The organism is Streptomyces sp. NPDC059534 (assembly GCF_042743475.1).
Classification (GTDB): domain Bacteria; phylum Actinomycetota; class Actinomycetes; order Streptomycetales; family Streptomycetaceae; genus Streptomyces.
The window spans coordinates 1-22,010 of sequence record NZ_JBHWAQ010000014.1 but is presented as its reverse complement, the minus strand read 5'-3'; the positions used below and the strand labels follow the sequence as shown (position 1 = coordinate 22,010).

Genomic DNA, 22,010 nt, shown 5'->3' with positions numbered 1-22,010 from the left:
ACTAACCTGTCAAGGGAAAGTGAATGGTTAGAGATGGCTGTGGCAGGGTTGGGCGCATGACCGTGAGGACCGCGCCCACCCATGAACTCGGAGCGGCCCGGCTCCGCTCCGTGCGCGAGATGCTCGACACCGCCTTCGGTGGCGACTTCGCCGACGAGGACTGGGACCACGCCCTCGGCGGAGTCCACGCCTGGATCGAGGACGACCGGGGCATCGCCGCCCACGGCGCCGTCGTCATGCGGCGCGCCCTGTACCGGGGCCGCTCGTACCGCGTGGGCTACGTCGAGGGGGTCGCCGTGCGGGGCGACCGCAGGCGGCGGGGGCTCGGCGGGGCGCTCATGGCCGAGCTGGAGCGGGTGATCGACGGCGCGTACGCCTTCGGGGCGCTCAGCGCCTCGGACGACGGGGCCGCGCTCTACCGGGCGCGCGGCTGGCGGGTCTGGGAGGGTCGGCTCGACGTCCTCGGGCCCGAGGGGATCGTCCGCCTCGCCGAGGAGGAGGGGTCCGTCCTCCTGCGCCCGGCGGCCGGCCGGACCCTCCCGGACCCGGCTCACCCGCTGGCCTTCGACTGGCGGGACGGCGACGTGATGTGACGGCCCGCCGGGGAGCTCACTCCTTGCGGGCCGCCTCCACGCGCCCGCGTTCCGTCTCCAGCTTCGCCGTGAGCGCCGCCGTGACCGCGCTGCCCAGGGCGATGAAGACCACCGCGTACCCCGGCAGGCCCAGGGCGAAGTAGGCGGCCGCGACGATCAGGCACCACGCGCCGAGCAGCGCCTTCCCGCGCCGGCTCAGGAACAGCCACTTCGCGGGGGTCGCCGGGACGGCGGGCCGCGCCCCGGCGGGCCCGTCGGTCGCCGCCTTCGGGCGCTTGAAGTAGCCGTACACCAGCCACTCGCCGCAGAGCTCCCAGCCCTCGGGCTCCAGCTCGCCCAGGACCTGCCCGCGCCGCCCGCCCTTGATCACCTCGCGGCGGTACTCCCAGGCGAGCGCGATCCCCGGGGCCCGGCGGCAGACGAACCGGCCGAGCGCGTCGAGCGACTCGACCTCCCAGCCCTGGTCGCCGTGGACGGCCAGCATCCGGCGGTCGTTGAAGAGGTCGGCGGTCCACGTCCAGTGCTCCGCCGCGTCGTCCGGTTCGCCGGGGGTCGGGGCGAGGCCGCCGAACCCCTCCGCGAACCGCGCGGCGGGCCCGAACTCCTCCTCCGGGGCGGTCCCCGTCTCCGCGAGGTGCCCGCGCAGCTCGTCGGTCGTCCGCGCGATCTGCTCCTCGGGCACGCCCGCGGCGCGCAGCGCCTCCGTCAGCTCGGCGAAGTAGGCGTCGGTGGTCATGGTGCGGTTCCCCCTGCGTGCAGTTGCGTCCGTACGGCCCGGTGGAACTCCGTCCAGGCCGCGCCCTCCTCCGCGAGCCGGGTGCGGCCCGGGCCGGTGAGCCGGTAGTAGCGGCGTCCGGGTCCGCGCTCGGCGGCGCGGAACTCGGCCTCGACCAGCCCGGCCTGCTCCAGCCGGTTCAGGACGGGATAGAGCGTCCCGCCCTTGATCTCGCCGAGGCCCGCCTCGGCGAGTGCCTTGGCGATCTCGTACCCGTAACTCTCACCGTGGGTCAGGCAGGAGAGGACGAGCAGGTCGAGGACTCCCTTGAGCCAGCTGGATCTGCGGTCTGCGGCCATGGGTACATCTCAGCACTACCTAGGTAGGAATGCAATCTAGATCGCGATCCCATGCAGGCGGCCGGGCCGGCCGCCGTCTCAGATAGTAGGAAGTCCGAGTAATTGTGGAGACAGATGAGGAGAGCTGCCCTAGCTTTGTAGAAGCCGAACGTCTCGCTTCATCAAGCGAAGGGCGGCCGAGAGCGCGATGCCCTGTGCAGGCAACCCCTGCGGCGGCGCTCCCCGCCCCTTCCGGCGCCTTCGATCACCACTGATCTCCGCACGCCCGGATCACCACTGATCTCAAGGAGTCGATCCCCCATGGCCGTTCAGACCGCCCCCCGCGTCCGCCACTCCGCCAACCGCCCCAGCGACGAGGCCCGGCAGAACGCCGCCGCCGCCCTCCAGCGCGCCCTCGACCGCCGTGACAACGGCGGATCCACCGGCCACTGACCCGCTCGGTCCGCATGCGTCCGACTGTCCGTTCGTCCACATGGCGGACGGAGCGTGTCAGACGATGGGACGAAGAGTAGGGTGCCGACATGTCTCACAGCATCAATCTCGCAGTCATCCCCGGCGACGGCATCGGCCAGGAGGTCGTGGCCCAGGGCCTCAAGATCCTCGCGGCCGTCCTTCCCCAGGACGTGAAGCTGGAGACCGAGGAGTACGACTTCGGCGCCAAGCGCTACCACGCCACCGGTGAGACCCTCACCGACGCCGACCTCGACTCGCTCAAGAAGCACGACGCCATCCTGCTCGGCGCCATCGGCGACCCGTCGGTGCCGTCCGGCGTCCTGGAGCGCGGCTTCCTGCTGAAGCTCCGCTTCGCCTTCGACCACCACGTGAACCTGCGTCCGTCGAAGCTGCTCCCCGGCGTGGCCACCCCGCTCGCCGGGCAGCCCGCGATCGACTTCGTGGTCGTCCGCGAGGGCACCGAGGGCCCCTACACGGGCAACGGCGGCACCATCCGCAAGGGCACCCCGCACGAGGTCGCCACCGAGGTCTCGGTCAACACCGCCTTCGGTGTCGAGCGTGTGGTCCGGGACGCCTTCGCCCGCGCCCAGGCCCGTCCGCGCAAGAAGCTGACGCTGGTCCACAAGAACAACGTGCTGACCTTCGCCGGCCACCTCTGGACGAACATCTTCGCCAAGGTCGCGGCCGAGTTCCCCGAGGTCACCACCGACTACCTGCACGTCGACGCCGCGACGATCTTCCTCGTCACCGACCCGGCCCGCTTCGACGTGATCGTCACCGACAACCTCTTCGGCGACATCATCACCGACCTCGCCGCCGCCGTCTCCGGCGGCATCGGCGTCGCCGCCTCGGGCAACATCAACCCGAGCGGCGAGTTCCCGTCCATGTTCGAGCCGGTCCACGGCTCCGCGCCGGACATCGCGGGTCAGGGCAAGGCCGACCCCACGGCCACCGTCCTCTCCGTCGCCCTCCTGCTGCGCCACCTCGGCTACGAGGCCGAGGCCGCCCGGGTCGAGAAGGCCGTCGCGGCCGACCTCACCGAGCGGGGCGACGCCGTCCGCACGACGGACGAGATCGGCGACGCGCTCGCCGCGCGAGTAGCGAGCTGACCCGCGCTGACTGACTTTCCACAGCAGCCGCCGGGTCGCCTCAGCGCCCGGCGGCTGTACCTGTGCGGCCGCAGGGTGCCACCATCGAACCCTGGACCGTGTTCACCCGTTTTCGTGCACCGGCCCCCACGAGCGATAATCGAACGTGGGGCCGCGGCATGCGGGCATGCTCGGACGTCCACGCACCTCGGACGTCAGCCGCAGACTGAGGCGTGAGCGCGGTCCGACACACACAAACGGTGAAGGACACGCACTCATGACGACGCCCACGATCGAGCTCAAGCCCTCCTCCAGCCCGCTGTCCGACGCGGAGCGCGAGGCGATCCTGGCCAACCCCGGATTCGGCCGCCACTTCACCGACCACATGGTCACCATCCGGTGGACCGAGGGCCGCGGCTGGCACGACGGCCAGCTCGTGCCGTACGGCCCGCTGCACCTGGATCCGGCCACCAACGTCCTGCACTACGCGCAGGAGATCTTCGAGGGCCTGAAGGCGTACCGCCGCCCCGACGGCTCCGTCGCCAGCTTCCGCCCGGACGCCAACGCCCGCCGCTTCCAGGCGTCCGCCCGCCGTCTGGCGATGCCGGAGCTGCCCGTCGAGACCTTCGTCGAGGCGTGCGACCTGCTCGTCCGGCAGGACAAGGCGTGGGTTCCGGCGCACGGCGGCGAGGCGTCGCTCTACCTGCGTCCGTTCATGATCGCGACCGAGGTCGGGCTGGGCGTCCGCCCGGCCAACGAGTACCTCTTCGTCGTCATCGCCTCCCCGGCCGGCCCGTACTTCCCCGGTGGCGTGAAGCCCGTCTCCATCTGGCTCTCGGAGAACCGCGTCCGCGCCGTCCCCGGCGGCGTCGGCGACGCCAAGACCGGCGGCAACTACGCGGCCTCCCTGCTCGCGCAGGCCGAGGCGGCGGCGAAGGGCTGCGACCAGGTCGCCTACCTCGACGCCGTCGAGCACAAGTGGGTCGAGGAGCTCGGCGGCATGAACCTGTACTTCGTGTACGGGAACAAGCTGGTCACGCCCACCCTCACCGGCTCGCTGCTCGCCGGCATCACCCGCGACTCGCTGCTCAAGCTGGCCGCGGACCTCGGCCTGGAGCCTGAGGAGGGCCGGGTCTCCATCGACCAGTGGCAGGCCGACTCCGCCGACGGCACCCTGACCGAGGTCTTCGCCTGCGGCACCGCCGCCGTGATCACCCCGGTCGGCACCGTCAAGTCCGAGCGGGGCGAGTGGCAGCAGTCCGGCGGCGAGCCCGGCGAGGTCACCATGAAGCTGCGCGACGCGCTGCTCGCCGTCCAGACCGGCAGGGCCGAGGACGCACACGGCTGGATGCACGAGCTCGGCTAGTCGCTACTCCACGGCGGCCAGGGCTTCCGGGGCGGACACGGCCCCGGGAGCCCTCTTCGGCGTCAGTACGGCGTACAGGGCGCCACCCACGATTCCCGACAGCACGAAGCTGCAGTCGATCCCGCCCGTGAGGGTGAGCAGCGGCCCCACGTAGAGGGGCGTCGACACACCGGCCAGGCCGACCGCCGCGCCGATCGCCCAGGAGGCGGTGGCGCGCGGGTGCCAGCCCGCCGAGAACCAGTAGATCCCGCCGCGCGAGCGGTTGTTGAAGACCTGGAGCGCCTCCGGGTCGTAGGTCCCGCCGCAGCGCGCGTGCCCGATCAGGGTGATCACCGCCCACGGGGTGCCGATCGCGGTCAGCAGCAGGACGAACGAGGTCATCGCCGTCTGCGCGTCCGAGGCGAAGTGGCCGAGGAAGACGAAGGCCGTGGCCACCGCCGCGACCACCAGCGTGGCGTGCGCCCGGGTGGCGCGGGGCAGGATGGCGTCCAGGTCGAGGCCCATCGAGTACAGCATCAGACCGGCGTTGCCGACGGAGCCGGCGGTGGCCGCGATCAGCAGCGGGACCAGGTACCAGGCCGGCGAGGCGGCGACGAGCGGCCCCGCGTAGTCGAGTCCGCCGCGGGCCGCGAGAGCGGTGAAGGTGCCGAAGAGCTGCGGGATCAGCAGGCCGGCGACCAGGCCGAGGCAGGTGGCCCCCCAGACCGTCCGCGCGCTGTGCCGGGCGGGGGAGATGTAGCGGGTGTAGTCGCCGAGCAGGGTGATGAAGGCGACCGGTCCGCTGAGCCCCGCCGCGACCGCCGAGAGCAGCCAGGTCGGCCAGAACGAGCCCAGCAGGTACGGCGTGTCCGGCACCGGCGCCGCCGTGAAGTCCCCGGCGTACGCGAACACGCCGAGGGCGAGGAGGAGGGTCATGCCCACCGTGAGCGCCTTGCTGAGCCGCAGCAGCAGCCGGTAGCCGAACACGGCGCCGACGGCCGTGCAGGCGGCGAGGAGCGCGTACACGAGGGTGTGCGAGGCGCCGCCGGTCGGCAGGCCGGTCAGCCGGGCGAGCGTGCCGACCATGACGTCGCCGCCGATCCAGAGGGTCAGCGCGGTGTAGCCGAGCGAGAGCAGCAGTCCGACCACCGAGCCGACGAGCCGGCCGCGGACGCCGAAGAAGGCGCCGGAGGAGGTGGAGAGGTTGGTGGCGGTACGGAGGGACACCAGCGCCAGCGGGGCGGTGACGGCGACTCCGGCGAGGGTGCCGGTCACGACGGAGGTGACCGAGGCCCAGAAGCCGAGGCCGAAGGAGACGGGGAGCCAGCCGAAGACGATCACCCCCAGACAGAGGTTGGAGCCGAGCAGGATCGACATCAGATCGCGGGGGCCGCTGGTGCGTTCGGCCTCGGGAATGGTGTCGACTCCGCGCTGTTCTATCGGCATGGGGTCTCCTGGGGAGGGGAGCGGTACATATTTAGAGTGACGCTCAATGTGACCTGAGCCTGTACTGCGCGTCAATGGTTGGAAGACTGCTTCCCAACATTTAGAGTGACACTCAAACGGCCGCCCTTGCAGGAGGTGTTTGAGGCGTGCGACTGACCCCCACGGAACGCGACCGGTTGCTGCTCTTCGGCGCGGCCGAGCTCGCCCCGTGCCCGCCGGGCCAGGGGCCTGCGGTTCAACGTCCTGCACGACCTCGGCGCGCACGGGACCACGGCCGCCGACATCTCCGTCGCGTTCGTCGCCCGGGCCGCCGTCGATCTCGGCTCCGACGCGATGCCGACCCGGCGCCGCCGGATCGCGGTGCGCGGTACACGCGGCATCGGCCCCGCGGACCTGCTGCTCAACTCCCGGACCGGAGACGTCCAGGTCGAGGGCCGGACCGGCCTCGTCTCGCTCGACGGCTCCCCGCTCCGCTCCGAGGCGGCCGACTCCGTCTCCCTCGACCGGCTCTACTTCCTCTGACCTTCCTAGGACCTCTGATGACCTTCCGTATGCCCGCCGAGTGGATGCCCCACGAGCGCACCTGGATGGCCTGGCCCAGCCCCAACCCCACCTTCACCAACGCGGAGGAGCTCGCCGAGGCGCGTACCGCCTGGGCGTCGGTGGCCCGCGCCGTCCGCCGCTTCGAGCCGGTGACGGTGGTGGTCGCGCCCGGCGACGCCGAGTCGGCCCGGGAACTCCTCGGCGCCGGGATCGACCTCGTCGAGCGGGAGCTCGACGACGCCTGGATGCGGGACATCGGCCCGACCTTCGTCACGAACGGCACCGAGCTCGCCGCCGTGGACTGGGTGTTCAACGGCTGGGGCGCCCAGGACTGGGCCCGCTGGGAGCACGACTCCAAGATCGCCCGCCATGTCGCGGACGTCGCCGGCGTCCCCGTCGTCCACAGCCCCCTCGTCAACGAGGGCGGCGCCATCCACGTCGACGGCGAGGGCACGGTCCTCCTCACCGACACCGTCCAGCTCGGCTCCGGCCGCAACCCCGAGTGGACCCGCGAGCAGGTCGAGAGCGAGATCCACGCCAGGCTCGGCACGACGAAGGCCATCTGGCTCCCGCACGGCCTCGCCGGCGACTACGGCCTCTACGGCACCCAGGGCCACGTCGACATCGTCGCCGCCTTCGCCCGCCCCGGCACCGTCCTCGTCCACAGCCAGCAGGATCCGGCCCACCCCGACTACGAGCGCTCCCGTCTCTACGTCGACCTCCTCCGCGGCCGGACCGACGCCCAGGGCCGCCCCCTGGAGGTCATCGAGGTCCCGGCCCCGACCGTCCTGAAGGACGAGGAGGGCGACTGGGTCGACTACTCCTACATCAACCACTACCTCTGCAACGGCGGCGTCGTCCTCTGCGCCTTCGACGACCCGCACGACGAGCTCGCCGCCGAGATCTTCCGCCGTCTCTTCCCCGAGCGCACGGTCACCCTCGTCGACGCCCGCACGATCTTCGCCGGCGGCGGCGGCATCCACTGCATCACCCAGCAGCAGCCGAAGGTCTGACCCGGACGGACCATGAGGTAGAACGTACGAGTGAGTCAGAGCAGCGACCCGACCCCACCCCACCCCCGCCGCCGCAACCAGGCCGCGCCGCCCCGTGAGGACGTGCTGGCCGCGGCCATGGACACGATCGCCGAGCGGGGTCTCGACGGGCTGACCATGGCCGGGCTGGGGCGGCAGGTGGGGATGAGCAGCGGGCATCTGCTGTATTACTTCCGCACCAAGGACGAGCTGCTGCTGCGGATCCTGGAGTGGAGCGAGGGGCGGCTCGGGGCGCAGCGCAGCGCGCTGCTGTCCGGGCCGGGAACCGCGCGGGAGCGGCTCGACGGGTACGTGGACGTCTACGTGCCCGACGGGCCGCGCGACCCGCACTGGACGCTGTGGCTGGAGGTCTGGAACCGGTCGCAGAACGCCGACGACGACGCCCGGGCCCGGCAGGCCGCCATCGAGGGGGCCTGGCACCGGGACCTCGTCGCGATCCTGGCCGAGGGGGTCTCGCGGGGGGAGTTCCGCCCGGTCGACCCGGACCGGGTCGCCACCCGGATGCGGGCCCTGCTCGACGGCTTCAGCGTCCATGTCGCCGTGGGCATCCCGGGGACGGGGCGGGGGCACGTCCTCGACCATGTGCGGGAGTTCATCGCCGAAACCCTGCTTCCGTGACCCCCTCCCCGTCACCTTCGCCGTCGGCTCCGCCCTCCTCGCCGTGGCGATCCGGCGCGATGCGCGAGACCCGGGACACCGGCCTGGCCCCGGGGCGGTGAGGGCGCCGGCGACCTGCCCGGGCAGGTCGCCGGACGGCTGCCCGTATCGTGAGACCACCGTCCCGCTGAACCGCCACCTGTGTCAGACTTCCGGCGTGCTTGCTACCACGATGATTATCGGCAGCAGCGCGCCGGTCCGCAGTGGCCACTGAATCGCGGCACGACCCCCGCGGCAGTGGACACCGTGCCCCAGACCCGCGCGCAGACCTCTCGCACCCGCGAGGGGTTTTTTCGTTTTCCGGCCCCACCCCTGCCGGAAACGGACGACGCGTGAGAATGGGGGCAAGTGGATCCAGACCTTCCGGAGCCACATCCGACAGGAGCCATCACAGTCATGACCACGGAGAACGCCGAGAGCGCGCCCCTCGACGACAGCTTCCATGTCTTCGACACGACGCTGCGCGACGGGGCGCAGCGTGAAGGCATCAACCTCACCGTCGCGGACAAGCTGACCATCGCGCGACACCTCGACGACTTCGGCGTGGGCTTCATCGAGGGCGGCTGGCCCGGTGCCAACCCGCGCGACACGGAGTTCTTCGCCCGCGCCCAGCAGGAGATCGCGTTCAAGAACGCGCAGCTCGTCGCCTTCGGCGCCACCCGCCGGGCCGGTGGCAACGCCGCCGAGGACCCGCAGGTCAAGGCGCTCCTCGACTCCGGCGCTCCGGTCATCACCCTGGTCGCCAAGTCCCACGACCGGCACGTCGAGCTGGCCCTGCGCACCACGCTCGACGAGAACCTGGAGATGGTCCGCGACACCGTCGCCCACCTGACCTCCCAGGGCCGGCGCGTCTTCGTCGACTGCGAGCACTTCTTCGACGGCTACAAGGCCAACCCCGCTTACGCCAAGGCCGTCGTCCGCGCCGCGCACGAGGCCGGCGCCGACGTCGTCATCCTCTGCGACACCAACGGCGGCATGCTCCCCGCCCAGATCCAGGCCGTCGTCGGCACCGTCATCGCCGACACCGGCGCCCGGCTCGGCATCCACGCCCAGGACGACACCGGCTGCGCCGTCGCCAACACCCTCGCCGCCGTCGACGCGGGCGCCACCCACGTCCAGTGCACCGCCAACGGCTACGGCGAGCGGGTCGGCAACGCCAACCTCTTCCCGGTCGTCGCGGCCCTGGAACTCAAGTACGGCAAGAAGGTCCTCCCCGCGGGCGCACTCGCCGAGATGACCCGGATCTCGCACGCGATCGCCGAGGTCGTCAACCTCACCCCCTCCACCCACCAGCCGTACGTCGGCGTCTCCGCCTTCGCCCACAAGGCCGGACTCCACGCCTCGGCGATCAAGGTCGACCCCGACCTCTACCAGCACATCGACCCCGAGCTGGTCGGCAACACCATGCGGATGCTCGTCTCCGACATGGCGGGCCGCGCCTCCATCGAGCTCAAGGGCAAGGAGCTCGGCGTCGACCTGGGCGGCGACCGCGCGCTCGTCGGCCGGGTCGTCGAGCGGGTCAAGGAGCGCGAGCTCCAGGGCTACACGTACGAGGCCGCCGACGCCTCCTTCGAGCTGCTGCTCCGCGAGGAGGCCGAGGGCCGGGCCCGCCGCTACTTCCGTACGGAGTCCTGGCGCGCGATCGTCGAGGACCGCCCCGACGGCACCCATGCCAACGAGGCGACCGTGAAGCTCTGGGCCAAGGGCGAGCGGATCGTCGCCACCGCCGAGGGCAACGGCCCCGTCAACGCCCTGGACCGGGCGATGCGGGTGGCGCTCGAGCGGATGTACCCGCCGCTGGCCAAGTTCGAGCTGGTCGACTACAAGGTCCGCATCCTGGAGGGCCGCCACGGCACCGAGTCCACGACCCGGGTCCTGGTCACCACCAGCGACGGCCACACCGAGTGGTCCACGGTCGGTGTCGGCGAGAACGTCATCGCCGCCTCCTGGCAGGCCCTGGAGGACGCCTTCACGTACGGGCTGCTGCGGGCCGGGATCGACCCCGCCGAATAACCCGCTATGTCCTGTTTGATGCTGTTCGGGTAGCGTCGAACCATGAGGACCAGGGCGATTTCCGTAGGGTCGGCCCTCGCTGGGCTGGCCGTGCTCCTGCTTCTGGTCCTGGCACCCCTCGCGGGTGCCAGGGCCACGGGCGTACCCGACGCGGCCGCCGCCCTGAAGCAGGGCCCGGTCTACGTCGACCCGGGCGCCGCCGACCAGCTCTCCGCGGCCGACGCGAAGGCCCTCGCGCAGAAGATCAAGGACGCGGACAAGCCGCTCTTCGTGGCGGTCCTCCCCGCGAACGGGCAGTTCCCGCCGGAGGACCTCTTCCAGAACCTGCGCACGCAGACCGGCATCACGGGCCTGTACGCGATCCGCCTCGGCGACGGCTTCGACGCCCGAGCCGACCGCGCGGTGATGTCCCGGGACGCCGTGGACAACCTCGTCACCTCCGTACGCCAGCCCGGCGCCGACGCGGCCACCGAGCTGAACAACTTCGTCGACCAGGCCCTGCCCGTGCTGCGCGGTTCCGCCCCCGCGTCCTGGGGCTCCGTCGGCACCGACTCCGGCGTCCCGGTCGCCGGGCTCGTCACCCTCGGCGCGGTCGTCGTGGCCGGCGGCGCCGGCGCCTACGCCGTGGTCCGCCGCAACCGGCTCCGCAAGGAGGCCGAGGAGCGGGCCGCCCTCGACAGGCTGCGGGTCGTCGTCGACGAGGACATCACCGCCTTCGGCGAGGAACTCGAACGCCTCGACTTCCACCCCGCCGAGGCCGGCGCCGACGACGCCATGCGCGGCGACTACGAACGCGCCCTCGACTCGTACGACCAGGCCAAGTCCACGATGGCCGCCGCCGCCCGCCCCCACGACGTGCGCCCCGTCACCGAGGCCCTGGAGGACGGCCGCTACTCGCTCGCCGTCCTCGCCGCCCGCCGCGAGTCCCGGCCGCTTCCCGAGCGCCGGCCCCCGTGCTTCTTCGACCCCCGGCACGGCCCCGCCACCGAGGACCGCACCTGGACCCCGGGCGGCGGCGCCCCCCGCCAGGTCCCGGTCTGCGCCGCCGACGCGGCCCGCCTCGACGACGGCCTCGACCCCGTCGCCCGCACCGTCGACACCGACGGCGGCCGCCGCCCCTACTGGGAAGCGGGCCCCGCCTACGGCCCCTGGGCCGGCGGCTACTTCGGCGGCGGCATGCTCCCCGGCCTCCTCGTCGGCACCATGCTCGGCTCCGCCCTCGCCACCCCTGCCTACGCCTCCGAATACGGCGGCGGCGACTTCCAGGGCGGCGACTTCTCCGGCGCCGACTTCGGCTCCGGAGACTTCGGCTCAAGCGACTTCGGCGGTGGCGGGGACTTCGGCGGCGGCGGCGGATTCGACGGCGGCGGCGGGTTCTGACCGGGGGATCCGCGAGGCCGGATCCCCGCTCAGACCAGCGGCTTGACCGACATCAGCAGGTGGCGGTGGGTCGCGGCCGGGCCGTCGGTGAGGAGGGCGCGCTGGCCGGGGCCGAGAAGGTGGAAGCGGACCTCGGGCGCGTCCAGGGAGCCCAGGGCGTCCAGGAGGTAGCCCGGGTTGAAGGCGACGGTGAGGGACTCCGCTCCGGTGAGGGTGGCGGGGAGGCGCTGGGAGGCCACGTCGTCCTCGTAACCGGCCTGGAGGTGGAGGCCCGAGGGGGTGAAGGCCAGCTGGACCGGACTGTCGCCCTCGGCGACGACCGCGACCCGTCTGACGGCCTCGGTCAGCGGGGTCCGCTCGGTCACCGCGAGGGCGTGGTCGCCGAGGGCGAAGAGCTTGTCGTGGCGGGGGAGCCGGCCGTCGAGCAGCCGGGTGGTGGAGCGCGTGCCGGCGCTCTCGAAGCCCAGGGAGCCGGAGTCGAGGGCGAGGCGGGCCGGTCCGGCGCCGGCCAGCGAGCGGGCGATCTCGGTGAGGCGGCGGGCCGGGACGACCACGTCGGCGGGGTCCGTGCGGGCACCGGCCTCGGGCTTCCACTCCAGGGTGCGGACCGCGTACCGGTAGCGGTCGGTGGCGGCCAGCGTCATCGTGTCGCCGTCCAGGGCGAGCCGTATCCCGGTCAGGACCGGCAGCGAGTCGTCCCGGCCCGCCGCGACCGCCACCTGGCCGACCGCCGCGGCGAAGGCGTCGCCGTCCACGTGGCCGCGGACCTCGGGCAGCGTGGGGGCGGCGGGATAGTCGTCGAGCGGCAGCAGGGAGAGACCGAAGCGGGCGTCGCCGGAGGTCACCGAGAGCCGGGCGCCCTCGACGGCGAGCTCCGCCTGGCCCCGGGGGAGCACCTTGCAGATGTCGAGCAGGCGCCGGCCGAGGACCAGCGCGCGGCCGCCGGTGGCGGTGTCGGCCTCGACCTCGACGCGGGCCGAAGCCTCGTGGTCGAGGCCCGAGACACGCAGCCGTCCGTCCGCCGCCTCCAGGAGCAGACCGCCGAGGACGGGCATCGGGGAGCGGGTCGGCAGGACCCGGGCGGCCCAGGCCACGGCGTCGGTCAACACGGCGCTGTCGATACGGAATTCCATGCCGACGACGCTAGCCGCCGCCACTGACAACGGCGTTGACCGGCGGTTTCACACGCCTTTCGGCGACCTCGTCCGGACACCGGCGGACCGGACACCGGCGGACGGGAAGGTCTGCGCGCCCCCGGTGGTTCTCCTGTCCGAGAACGACGGCCACAGCAGGGGGAGAAGAGCGATGACAGACGTCCACGGCACGGTGGAACCCGGATTCGAGTCCGTACGGGACGCGTTCGCGGACATCGCCGCGAACGAGGCACGGGACGGCGGCGCGCAGCTCGCCGTCCACCACCACGGCCGGCTCGTCGTCGACCTCTGGGGCGGCGACGGCGTCGACGGGGACACGCTGCTCGGGCTCTACTCGTCCGCCAAGGGCGCCATGGCCCTGGTCGCCGCCCTCCTCGTCCAGGACGGCGTCCTCGAACTGGACCGCGAGGTCGCCTCCTGGTGGCCCGAGTTCGCCGCCGAGGGCAAGGCCGGCATCACCCTGCGGCAGCTGCTCGCGCACCGCTCCGGCGTGATCGGCGCGGACGGCGGCCTCTCGGTCGAGGAGCTCGCCGACGACCGCCTGATCGCCGCCCGCCTCGCGGGCCAGCGCCCCTTCTGGGAGCCGGACACCGGCCACGGCTACCACGCCCTGGCCATCGGCGCCCTCGTCGGCGAGGTGATCCTGCGGGCCACCGGCCGGACGGGCCAGGAGCTCTTCGAGGAGCGGGTCCGCGCCCCGTACGCCCTCGACTACTACCTGGGCCTCCCCGAGGCGCTCGAACCCCGCTTCCGTACGGCCCTGCCGCTGCGGCCCACGCCCGAGGAGGAGGCGTTCCTCGCGGAGAACCCGGTCGACCCGGACGGCTTCATGGCCGTCGCCTTCAACCTCCACGCCGATCCGCCCTTCGACATCGTCGGCTATGCCAACTCCCGGGCCGTACGGGCGAACGCGCCGCTCTCCGCCGGCGGCGTCGGCACCGCCCGCGGCCTCTCCCGGATGTACGCGGCGATCGCGGGCGAACTCGACGGCAGGCCCCCGCTCCTCACCGCCGGCACGCTGGCCGAGGCCGCCCGGATCCACTCCCGCGGCACCGACCTGGTGACCGGCGAAGAGAACGCCTTCGGCCTCGGCTTCGTCCCGCTGGCCACCCGCTACCCCTCGCTCACCCCCGCGGCCGTCGGCCACAGCGGCGCCCCGGGCTCCCAGTCCTTCGCCGACCCCGCCACCGGCCTCGCCTACAGCTACGCCCGACGCCGCTTCGGCTTCCTGGCCGGCCCGGGCGCCGCCGAGAACGACCGCCTGGTCCCGACGGTCGTCGAGGCGGCCGCAAAGGCCGCCTGACCTGCGCGATCGTGGCGACGGGTGACGCGGGACCGCAACCGGCGCGGGACCCTCCCGCCCTTACGATCCGCGCCATGATCACCCTTTCCGTGGACACCACCTCGCCGTCGTACGCCCAGGGCCAGGAGAAGCGCGGCTGACCCCGACGCCCCGGGAAACGCCGAGCGCCCGCCTTCCGCTGCTGCGGAGGGCGGGCGCGCTCGTGTGGGGCCGGAGGGGGGTCCGGGGTCAGGCGGCGTTCTTGATGGCGGAGATGTCGAAGTTCAGCTTGACCTTGTCGCTGACCATGACGCCACCGGTCTCCAGGGCGGCGTTCCAGGTCAGGCCCCACTCGGAGCGCAGGATCTCGGCGGAGCCCTCGAAGCCGACGCGCTCGTTGCCGTAGACGTCGGTGGCGGTGCCGTTGAACTCCAGGTCGATGGAGAGCGGCTTGGTGACGTCCTTGATGGTCAGGTCGCCGGTGATCCGGTACTTGTCGCCGCCGAGCTGCGCGGCCTCCGTGGAGCGGAAGGTCATCAGGGGGAACTGCTCGGCGTCGAAGAAGTCACCGCCGCGCAGGTGGCCGTCGCGGTCGCCGATGCCCGTGTCGATGGAGGCGATCTTGACGTCGATGGAGGCGGTGGAGGAGCCCGGGTCCGAGCCGTCGAGCTTCAGCGCGCCCTCGTGCTCGGCGAAGCTGCCGCGGACGTTGGTGACCATCGCGTGGCGCACGGTGAAGCCGATGCTGCTGTGGGCCGGGTCGATGCTGTACTCGCCGGTCAGGGCGGCCAGGGCGGGGTCCACGGGGAGGGTGGCGACGGCGACGGCGGACTCGTTGTTCTTGCGGGTGAAGAGACCCATGACGTGCTCCTTGTCGGTGTTTGTTGAACCTTCAACGAGAACGACTGTAACCCTATTCCGTTCAACATTCAACATCTAGGGAGGATGTTCATCCGGACGGCACCACGGAGATGCCGACGCCCTCTGGCGGACGCGCGTAGAACTGCGGCACCATCTCCCTGCGCGACGAGCACCACCTGCACAGCCGTCCCCACCCGTCACGGTCACCCGCAGGAGGAACCCCCCGTGAAGCTCCGCTCCGTCCTCACCGCAGTCGCCCTCGTCCTGGGCGCCCTCTTCGCCCCCGGCTTCGGCGCCCTCTCCACCGCCACCGACGCCCACGCCGTCACCAAGATCAGCCACGCCACCGCGACCTCGATGTTCCGCTCCTCCGGCATCACCTGGTCCTCGTCCGGCGGCTGCTCCGACCGGAACAACTCCACCTGCACGTCCTTCGACCAGCTCAACCTCGCCACCGCCCAGGGCGCCCAGACCCTCAAGAGCGCCAGCGGCTGCGCCCTCAACATCACCGGCGGCACCGAGACCGGCCACGCGAGCGGCACGTACTCCCACTGGAACGGCTACAAGCTCGACTTCGCCAAGTACACCTGCGTCGGGAACTACATCAAGAACACCTTCACCTACATCGGGCTGCGCGGCGACGGAGCCCCGCAGTGGAAGTCCGGCGCCGGCAACGTCTACGCCGACGAGGGCAACCACTGGGACGTGACCTTCTACAACTGCGGCGGCTGCTGACCACCGCGCCCGGAATCGGCCAAGACGCCCCTTCCGGCGGTCACTTGGACTAACCGGAAGGGGTTCTTGGACTGGAGGGCCCCGAGCGGCGCGATCTTGTTGACGGTCCTTCCGGGGCGGGGCTGACTGGTCCGCATGTCCCTCCCCCCTTCACGAAGAATCCGTGCGGCCTGCGCGCTCGCCGTGGCTTCCTCCGTCGTGTTCGCCCTGGCCGGGCCCGCCCTGGCCGAGGACGCCACGGCCGGGGGCGCCGCAGCCGCCACCGCGGAAGCCTCCCCCGTCCTCACCTCCGCCCAGCTCTCCGTCGCCGTCGCCGAGGACTTCCCCCGCGTCCTGTCGTACACCGACCGCGCGACCGGCGCCCGGCTCCTCGGCAGTACGGCCCCGGTCACGCAGGTCCTCCTCAACGGCGCCGCCCACACCGTCCTGGCCAAGGGCGCCCCCGTCCTCACCGCCGGCTCGGCCGCGTACACGCTCGCCTTCCCCGAGCTGCCCGGCGTCGAGATCGACGCGAGCCTGAGCGTGACGGGCCGGAGCACCACCTTCCGGGTCACCGCCGTCCGCGACACCGAGACCTTCCGGGTCGGCACCCTCGACATCCCCGGCCACGACCTCGTCTCCGTCGGCTCCTCGGACGGCGCCGCCGCCACCGCCTTCACCCGCCTCGACCCGGACTCCACCCGCACCGCCGACGTCTTCGCCCAGGTCACCGACGCCACCGCCGCCGAGGCGAACCCCGTCGGAGCGAGCTACGCGATCGTCAGCACCGGGCAGCTGGCCGCCGCCGTCGAGTCCAACTCCAGCTACGACAAGCCCGCCGGCGCGTCCGCCCGCGACGGCGCCCGCTTCTGGCACCAGGCCCGCCGCAGCGGCACCGAGACCCGCGTCGGCGTCTGGTCCGGCCAGTGGACCTACCGCGGCGCCGGCGCCCCGCAGCCGGAGAGCGGCGACGGCCTCCCCTGGGCCAAGGTCGTCGTCACCCCCGACGCCAACGCCGACGGCGTCACCGACTGGCAGGACGGCGCCATCGCCTTCCGCACGATCGGGATCAAGGCCCCCGGCAGCGAGCAGACCCCCCGCCGGGTCGTCACCCACATCCCGTTCAACTTCGCCTCCCAGGCCACCCACCCCTTCCTGCGCACCCTCGACGACGTCAAGCGGATCTCGCTCGCCACCGACGGACTCGGCCAGTTCGCGCTGCTCAAGGGGTACGGCTCCGAGGGCCACGACTCCGCCCACCCCGACTACGGCGGCAACTACAACAAGCGGGCCGGCGGCCTCGCCGACCTCAACACCCTCCTCGAGGAGGGCGGGAAGTGGGGCGCCGGCTTCGGCGTCCACGTGAACGCCACCGAGTCGTACCCCGAGGCGAAGAACTTCAGCGAGACCCTCGTCGACCGGACGAAGCCCGGCTGGAACTGGCTCAACCAGAGCTACTACATCGACCAGCGCCGGGACGTCAACAGCGGCGACCTCGCCCGCCGCTTCCGGCAGCTGCGCGACGAGACCGACCCGAACCTGTCCATGCTCTACATCGACGTCTACTACACGCACGGCTGGATCGCCGACAAGACGATGCAGGCCGTCCAGGCCCAGGGCTGGAACGTCGCCACCGAGTGGGCCGAGAAGTTCGAACGGGCCTCCCTCTGGTCCCACTGGGCCAACGACCTCGACTACGGCGGCGCCACCAACAAGGGCCTCAACTCGCAGATCATCCGCTTCATCCGCAACGGCGAGAAGGACGTCTGGAACAACCACCCGGTCCTCGGCCAGACCGCGCTCGTCGACTTCGAGGGCTGGACCGGCGAGACCGACTGGAACGCCTTCACCGCCAACATCTGGCAGCGCAACCTGCCCGCCAAGTACCTCCAGCAGCAGCGCATCACCCGCTGGAACGGCAACGACCTCACCTTCACCGGAGGCGTCCGCGGCACCGTCGAGAACGGCCGCCGCACCTTCTACGACAACGGCCGCAAGGTCCTCGACGGCGAGGACTACCTGCTCCCCTGGGACGGCGGGAAGAAGCTCTACCACTACAACAAGTCCGGCGGCACGACCAGTTGGGCCGTCCCCGCGGGGGCGCGCTCGTACTCCGTGTACCGGCTCACCGACAACGGCCGCGTGAAGACCGCGACCGTACGGCCCGTCGCCGGCCGGATCACCCTCGACGCCGTCGCCGGACAGCCCTACGTCGTCTACCCCGACAGCGCCCCGGCGCAGACCGCCCCGCGCTGGGGCCAGGGCACCCCGGTGAAGGACCCGGGCTTCAACGACGCGAAGCTCGGCGGCTGGCGCAAGACCGGCACCGTCACCCGTGACACCGACGACCAGGGCCGCAACAGCGCCAAGCTCACCGGCACCGCCGCCGCCTCGGTCCGCCAGCAGATCACCGGACTCGTCCCCGGCGCGCGGTACACCGCCTCCGCCCTGATCGAGGTCGAGCCCGGCGCCACCCGGCCCACCACCCTGACCGTCGGCGGCCGGGCCGTCACGGTCGAGCGGTCCTCGCTGGAGGACCGCGTCGCCGCCTCCGACCGGAACGGCACCCGCTTCCAGCGCGCCAAGGTCACCTTCACCGCACCGGCCGACGGCTCCACCCGGCTCACGGTCCAGGCGGCGGCCGGCAGCGCGGCCGCGGTCCGGATCGACGACGTACGGATCGTCGCCAACGCCCCCGCCGCCAAGGCGGGAGCCGCGGTGTACGAGGACTTCGAGGCCGTCGACCAGGGCTGGGGCCCCTTCCTCAAGGGCGACGCGGGCGGCACGACCGACCCGCGCACCCACATCGCCCAGCTGCACGCCCCGTACACCCAGGCCGGCTGGAACGGAAAGCCGATCGACGACGTCATCGGCGGCGCCGAGTCGCTCAAGTCGCACGACGAGAACAGCGGCCTGGTCTACCGGACCGCGCCCTGGACCGTCCCCATGAAGGACGGCCACGACTACCGAGTGGAGTACGACTACCAGTCCAGCCACGCGGGCGCGTACGAGTGGGTCACCGGCTACGACCGCACGCACGGCCAGGGGGCGCCCGTCGAGACCCGCCGCACCCCGATCGGGCAGCAGCGGACCACCGGACACTTCGCCGAGACCGTCACGGCCGGCTGCGGCGACACCTGGACCGGACTGCGCAAGCGCGACGACGCCCCCGAAGGTGCCGACTTCGTCCTCGACGCCTTCACCGTGACCGACCTCGGCCCGGCCGCCGAGCGCGCCGCCTGCGGCACGCTCACCGTCACCGCGCCCGAGACCCTGGAGCCCGGCCGGCCCAACGAGGTCACGGCCACCTTCGCCAACGACGAGGCCGCCGACGCCACCGGCGCCGTCGCCGCCCTCACCCTCCCGGCCGGCTGGACGGCCGAACCGGCCGCACCCGTCGACCTCGGCACGGTCGCCCCGGGCGCGCGGGCCACCGCCACCTGGCAGGTGACCCCGCCGGCGGACGCCGCCCACCAGCCGTACACGCTGGGCGCCGGCCTCACCTACACCGTCGGGGGAGGCGCGCGGAGCCTGACGCGGGCCACCACCGTCCGCACCCTGCCCCCGCCGCCCACCGCCGACAGCTGGGCGAGCGACCTGGAGTGGACCTCGGCGACCAACGGCTGGGGACCCGTCGAGCGCGACCTCTCCAACGGGGAGACCGGCACCGGCGACGGCTCCCCGCTGCGCGTCGGGGGAGTGGCGTACGCCAAGGGCCTGGGCAGCCACGCCCCCGCCAGGGTCCGCTACTACCTGGGCGGCCGGTGCACCTCGCTCACGGCCGAGGTCGGCGTCGACGACGTCCAGACCAGCCGCGGCAGCGTCCGGTTCGGCGTCCTCGCCGACGGCACGCAGAAGGCGCAGTCCCCGGGCCTGAAGGCCACGGACAGCGCCTGGCAGCTCACGGCGGACGTCACCGGAGCCTCCTACGTCGACCTGGTGGTCGACGACGGCGGCGACGGCAACGGCAACGACCACGCCGACTGGGGGAACGCGCGCTTCCACTGCGCGGACTGAGCCCACCGCGGCGCCCGTGAGGCGTTATGGTCAGGCGGTCGCTCTCCCGGGCCACCGGGAAGTGATCGTCTTTCCGTCTTTCCCGTCTATGTGGAACCCCTACAAACACAGGGGGTGCCTGGCTGTCGACTCGGCCGGGGCAGGTGATGGTTCTGTCCAGCCCCACCAGGAATCGACACGCGAGACTGTACGGAGTCGACGGCGGAGTTTTCTTGGGTGAGTTCGTAGGGTCGGTACATGACCGTTGTGGACCAGATCCCGAGCGAGCCCGCTGACGCCCGTGGCCGAGTGGCCGAGCTGCACGTCCTGCGTGAGCAGGCACTCCGCGGCCCGAGTGACCGCGCCACCGAGGCCCAGCACGCCAAGGGCAAGCTGACGGCCCGCGAGCGCATCGAGCTGCTGCTCGACCCCGGTTCCTTCAGCGAGGTCGAGCAGCTGCGCCGGCACCGCGCCACCGGCTTCGGCCTGGAGACGAAGAAGCCGTACACCGACGGTGTCATCACCGGCTGGGGCACGGTCGAGGGCCGGACGGTCTTCGTCTACGCACACGACTTCCGGATCTTCGGCGGCGCGCTGGGCGAGGCCCACGCGACGAAGATCCACAAGATCATGGACATGGCCATCGCGGCCGGTGCCCCGCTGGTCTCCCTCAACGACGGCGCCGGCGCCCGCATCCAGGAGGGCGTCTCCGCCCTCGCCGGCTACGGCGGCATCTTCCAGCGCAACACCCGCGCGAGCGGAGTCATCCCGCAGATCTCGGTGATGCTCGGCCCGTGCGCCGGCGGCGCGGCCTACTCGCCCGCCCTGACGGACTTCGTCTTCATGGTCCGCGAGACCTCGCAGATGTTCATCACCGGCCCGGACGTCGTCAAGGCGGTCACCGGCGAGGAGATCACCCAGAACGGCCTCGGCGGCGCCGACGTCCACGCCGGCACCAGCGGCGTCGCGCACTTCGCGTACGACGACGAGGAGACCTGCATCGCCGAGGTCCGCTACCTCCTCTCGATGCTCCCGCAGAACAACCGCGAGAACCCGCCGACCGTCGCCTCCGAGGACCCGGCGGACCGCCGCTCCGAGGTCCTGCTCGACCTGGTCCCCGCCGACGGCAACCGCCCGTACGACATGCACAAGGTCATCGAGGAGCTCGTCGACGACGGCGACTACCTGGAGATCCACGAGCGCTGGGCGCGCAACATCATCTGCGCCCTGGCCCGCCTCGACGGCCAGGTCGTCGGCATCGTCGCCAACCAGCCCCAGACGCTGGCCGGTGTCCTGGACATCGAGGCGTCCGAGAAGGCCGCCCGCTTCGTGCAGATGTGCGACGCCTTCAACATCCCGATCATCACCCTTCTGGACGTACCCGGCTTCCTGCCCGGCGTCGACCAGGAGCATGGTGGGATCATCCGCCACGGCGCGAAGCTGCTCTACGCGTACTGCAACGCGACCGTCCCCCGGATCTCACTGATCCTGCGCAAGGCATACGGCGGCGCCTACATCGTCATGGACTCCCAGTCCATCGGCGCCGACCTGACGTACGCCTGGCCCACCAACGAAATCGCGGTCATGGGCGCCGAGGGCGCCGCCAACGTGATCTTCCGCAAGCAGATCGCCGAAGCCGAGGACCCCGAGGCCATGCGCGCCCGCATGGTCAAGGAGTACAAGGCCGAGCTGATGCACCCGTACTACGCGGCGGAGCGCGGCCTGGTCGACGACGTCATCGACCCCGCCGACACCCGCCAGGTGCTCATCCGGTCCCTCGCGATGCTCCGCACGAAGCACGCGGACCTGCCGTCGCGCAAGCACGGCAACCCGCCGCAGTAGGACTTCCCCGCCCTCCGCAGGACTTCCCAGCCAGAGGAGTCATCCACGTGACCACATCAGCCAACCTCCTCCGCGTCGAAAAGGGCCACGCCGACCCCGAGGAGCTCGCCGCCATCACGGCCGTGCTGCTCGCCCGCGCGGCCGCCCGGCCCGACGACGCCGCCACGGAGCACCGCGCCCGCACCACGGCCGGCTGGCGCCGCCTGGAGCGCGAGCACGGCTTCCGCGCCCCGCACAGCTGGCGCTGACCCCCGACGCGCCGAAAGGCCCCCGCTCCACCCGGAGCGGGGGCCTTTCGGCGCGTATGAGGGCGCGTACGGGCGCGTACGGGCGGGTACGGGCGGACACGGAAGAGGCCCCGCGCACCGGTCCGGTGCGCGGGGCCTCTCACATCCTTACGGACGTCCGCCGGGACTTACCGCAGTCGCGCCATGAGGGCGTGCTCGACGAGGGTGATGAGCGCGCTCTTGGCGTCCGCGCGGTGGCGGGCGTCGGTGGTGATGATGGGGGTGTCGGG

Annotated in this window: 18 protein-coding genes and 2 pseudogenes; 14 read left to right on the top strand and 6 right to left on the bottom strand. The window is 72.2% G+C overall.

Translation table 11 applies throughout. The features are described 5' to 3' along the window. Positions 1-56: 56 nt before the first annotated feature. Entirely contained in the window at positions 57-593 is a 537-nt protein-coding gene (locus tag ACFVZH_RS18225; RefSeq protein WP_384898372.1) for a GNAT family N-acetyltransferase, read from the top strand. 16 nt (positions 594-609) lie between these two features. Here ACFVZH_RS18225 and ACFVZH_RS18220 read toward each other — a convergent pair whose 3' ends face one another. Both ACFVZH_RS18220 and ACFVZH_RS18215 read right to left on the bottom strand, forming a co-directional pair. Next, positions 610-1,329 carry a hypothetical protein gene (locus tag ACFVZH_RS18220; RefSeq protein ID WP_384898371.1) on the bottom strand — a complete coding sequence of 240 codons (720 nt, stop codon included), beginning with the start codon at positions 1,327-1,329 and terminating at the stop codon, positions 610-612. After that, entirely contained in the window at positions 1,326-1,667 is a 342-nt protein-coding gene (locus tag ACFVZH_RS18215) for a PadR family transcriptional regulator (protein WP_384898370.1), read from the bottom strand. The genes ACFVZH_RS18220 and ACFVZH_RS18215 overlap by 4 nt, the downstream gene beginning before the upstream one ends. 300 nt (positions 1,668-1,967) lie before the next feature. Between ACFVZH_RS18215 and ACFVZH_RS18210 the strand changes: the two genes are divergently transcribed. The 3 genes from ACFVZH_RS18210 to ACFVZH_RS18200 all read left to right on the top strand — a co-directional run bounded on the left by ACFVZH_RS18210 (position 1,968) and on the right by ACFVZH_RS18200 (position 4,574). After that, on the top strand, positions 1,968-2,099 hold the full coding sequence (locus tag ACFVZH_RS18210; RefSeq protein ID WP_017235997.1) for a hypothetical protein: 132 nt from the start codon (positions 1,968-1,970) through the stop codon (positions 2,097-2,099). Positions 2,100-2,188: 89 nt separating this feature from the next. Continuing rightward, positions 2,189-3,229, top strand: a complete 1,041-nt coding sequence (locus ACFVZH_RS18205; protein WP_384898369.1) for a 3-isopropylmalate dehydrogenase — start codon at positions 2,189-2,191, stop codon at positions 3,227-3,229. Positions 3,230-3,485: 256 nt separating this feature from the next. Beyond that, entirely contained in the window at positions 3,486-4,574 is a 1,089-nt protein-coding gene (locus ACFVZH_RS18200) for a branched-chain amino acid aminotransferase (RefSeq protein ID WP_384898368.1), read from the top strand. Between the two features lie 3 nt (positions 4,575-4,577). On the opposite strand, the gene ACFVZH_RS18195 is transcribed toward ACFVZH_RS18200, so the two are convergent. Then, the gene (locus ACFVZH_RS18195) at positions 4,578-5,999 is read right to left on the bottom strand and encodes a cytosine permease (RefSeq protein ID WP_384898367.1); all 1,422 of its coding nucleotides are present in this window, start codon (positions 5,997-5,999) and stop codon (positions 4,578-4,580) included. Positions 6,000-6,254: 255 nt separating this feature from the next. Between ACFVZH_RS18195 and ACFVZH_RS18190 the strand changes: the two are divergent. The 5 genes and pseudogenes from ACFVZH_RS18190 to ACFVZH_RS18170 all read left to right on the top strand — a co-directional run. Next, positions 6,255-6,521 (top strand): annotated as a pseudogene (locus tag ACFVZH_RS18190) (urease subunit alpha); the annotation flags it as partial. A gap of 17 nt (positions 6,522-6,538) precedes the next feature. Continuing rightward, positions 6,539-7,555, top strand: a complete 1,017-nt coding sequence (locus ACFVZH_RS18185; protein WP_384898366.1) for an agmatine/peptidylarginine deiminase — start codon at positions 6,539-6,541, stop codon at positions 7,553-7,555. 117 nt (positions 7,556-7,672) lie between these two features. Beyond that, entirely contained in the window at positions 7,673-8,212 is a 540-nt protein-coding gene (locus ACFVZH_RS18180) for a TetR/AcrR family transcriptional regulator (protein ID WP_384898504.1), read from the top strand. A gap of 435 nt (positions 8,213-8,647) precedes the next feature. Further along, positions 8,648-10,264 carry a citramalate synthase gene (cimA, locus tag ACFVZH_RS18175; RefSeq protein ID WP_384898365.1) on the top strand — a complete coding sequence of 539 codons (1,617 nt, stop codon included), beginning with the start codon at positions 8,648-8,650 and terminating at the stop codon, positions 10,262-10,264. A gap of 42 nt (positions 10,265-10,306) precedes the next feature. Next, positions 10,307-11,644 carry a hypothetical protein gene (locus ACFVZH_RS18170; protein WP_384898364.1) on the top strand — a complete coding sequence of 446 codons (1,338 nt, stop codon included), beginning with the start codon at positions 10,307-10,309 and terminating at the stop codon, positions 11,642-11,644. 29 nt (positions 11,645-11,673) lie between these two features. On the opposite strand, the gene dnaN is transcribed toward ACFVZH_RS18170, so the two are convergent. Continuing rightward, positions 11,674-12,777: a DNA polymerase III subunit beta gene (gene dnaN / locus ACFVZH_RS18165; protein ID WP_384898363.1), complete on the bottom strand. Its 1,104-nt coding sequence runs from the start codon at positions 12,775-12,777 to the stop codon at positions 11,674-11,676. 172 nt (positions 12,778-12,949) lie between these two features. Between dnaN and ACFVZH_RS18160 the strand changes: the two genes are divergently transcribed. Continuing rightward, positions 12,950-14,101, top strand: coding sequence for a serine hydrolase domain-containing protein (locus ACFVZH_RS18160; protein WP_384898362.1), 1,152 nt, complete (start codon positions 12,950-12,952; stop codon positions 14,099-14,101). A gap of 228 nt (positions 14,102-14,329) precedes the next feature. On the opposite strand, the gene ACFVZH_RS18155 is transcribed toward ACFVZH_RS18160, so the two are convergent. Further along, complete coding sequence (locus tag ACFVZH_RS18155) at positions 14,330-14,941, bottom strand: YceI family protein (RefSeq protein WP_384898361.1); 612 nt, start codon at positions 14,939-14,941, stop codon at positions 14,330-14,332. 225 nt (positions 14,942-15,166) lie between these two features. Between ACFVZH_RS18155 and ACFVZH_RS18150 the strand changes: the two genes are divergently transcribed. From ACFVZH_RS18150 to ACFVZH_RS18135, 4 genes are all read left to right on the top strand, one after another. Beyond that, positions 15,167-15,676, top strand: coding sequence for a hypothetical protein (locus ACFVZH_RS18150; protein ID WP_384898360.1), 510 nt, complete (start codon positions 15,167-15,169; stop codon positions 15,674-15,676). A 135-nt stretch (positions 15,677-15,811) separates the two neighbouring features. Next, entirely contained in the window at positions 15,812-19,672 is a 3,861-nt protein-coding gene (locus ACFVZH_RS18145; RefSeq protein WP_384898359.1) for an endo-alpha-N-acetylgalactosaminidase family protein, read from the top strand. A 237-nt stretch (positions 19,673-19,909) separates the two neighbouring features. Beyond that, positions 19,910-21,493: an acyl-CoA carboxylase subunit beta gene (locus ACFVZH_RS18140; RefSeq protein WP_384898358.1), complete on the top strand. Its 1,584-nt coding sequence runs from the start codon at positions 19,910-19,912 to the stop codon at positions 21,491-21,493. 47 nt (positions 21,494-21,540) lie between these two features. Continuing rightward, positions 21,541-21,741, top strand: coding sequence for an acyl-CoA carboxylase subunit epsilon (locus tag ACFVZH_RS18135; RefSeq protein ID WP_384898357.1), 201 nt, complete (start codon positions 21,541-21,543; stop codon positions 21,739-21,741). 167 nt (positions 21,742-21,908) lie between these two features. Here the strand turns inward: ACFVZH_RS18135 and ACFVZH_RS18130 are convergent. After that, positions 21,909-22,010 (bottom strand): annotated as a pseudogene (locus tag ACFVZH_RS18130) (ATP-binding protein); the annotation flags it as partial.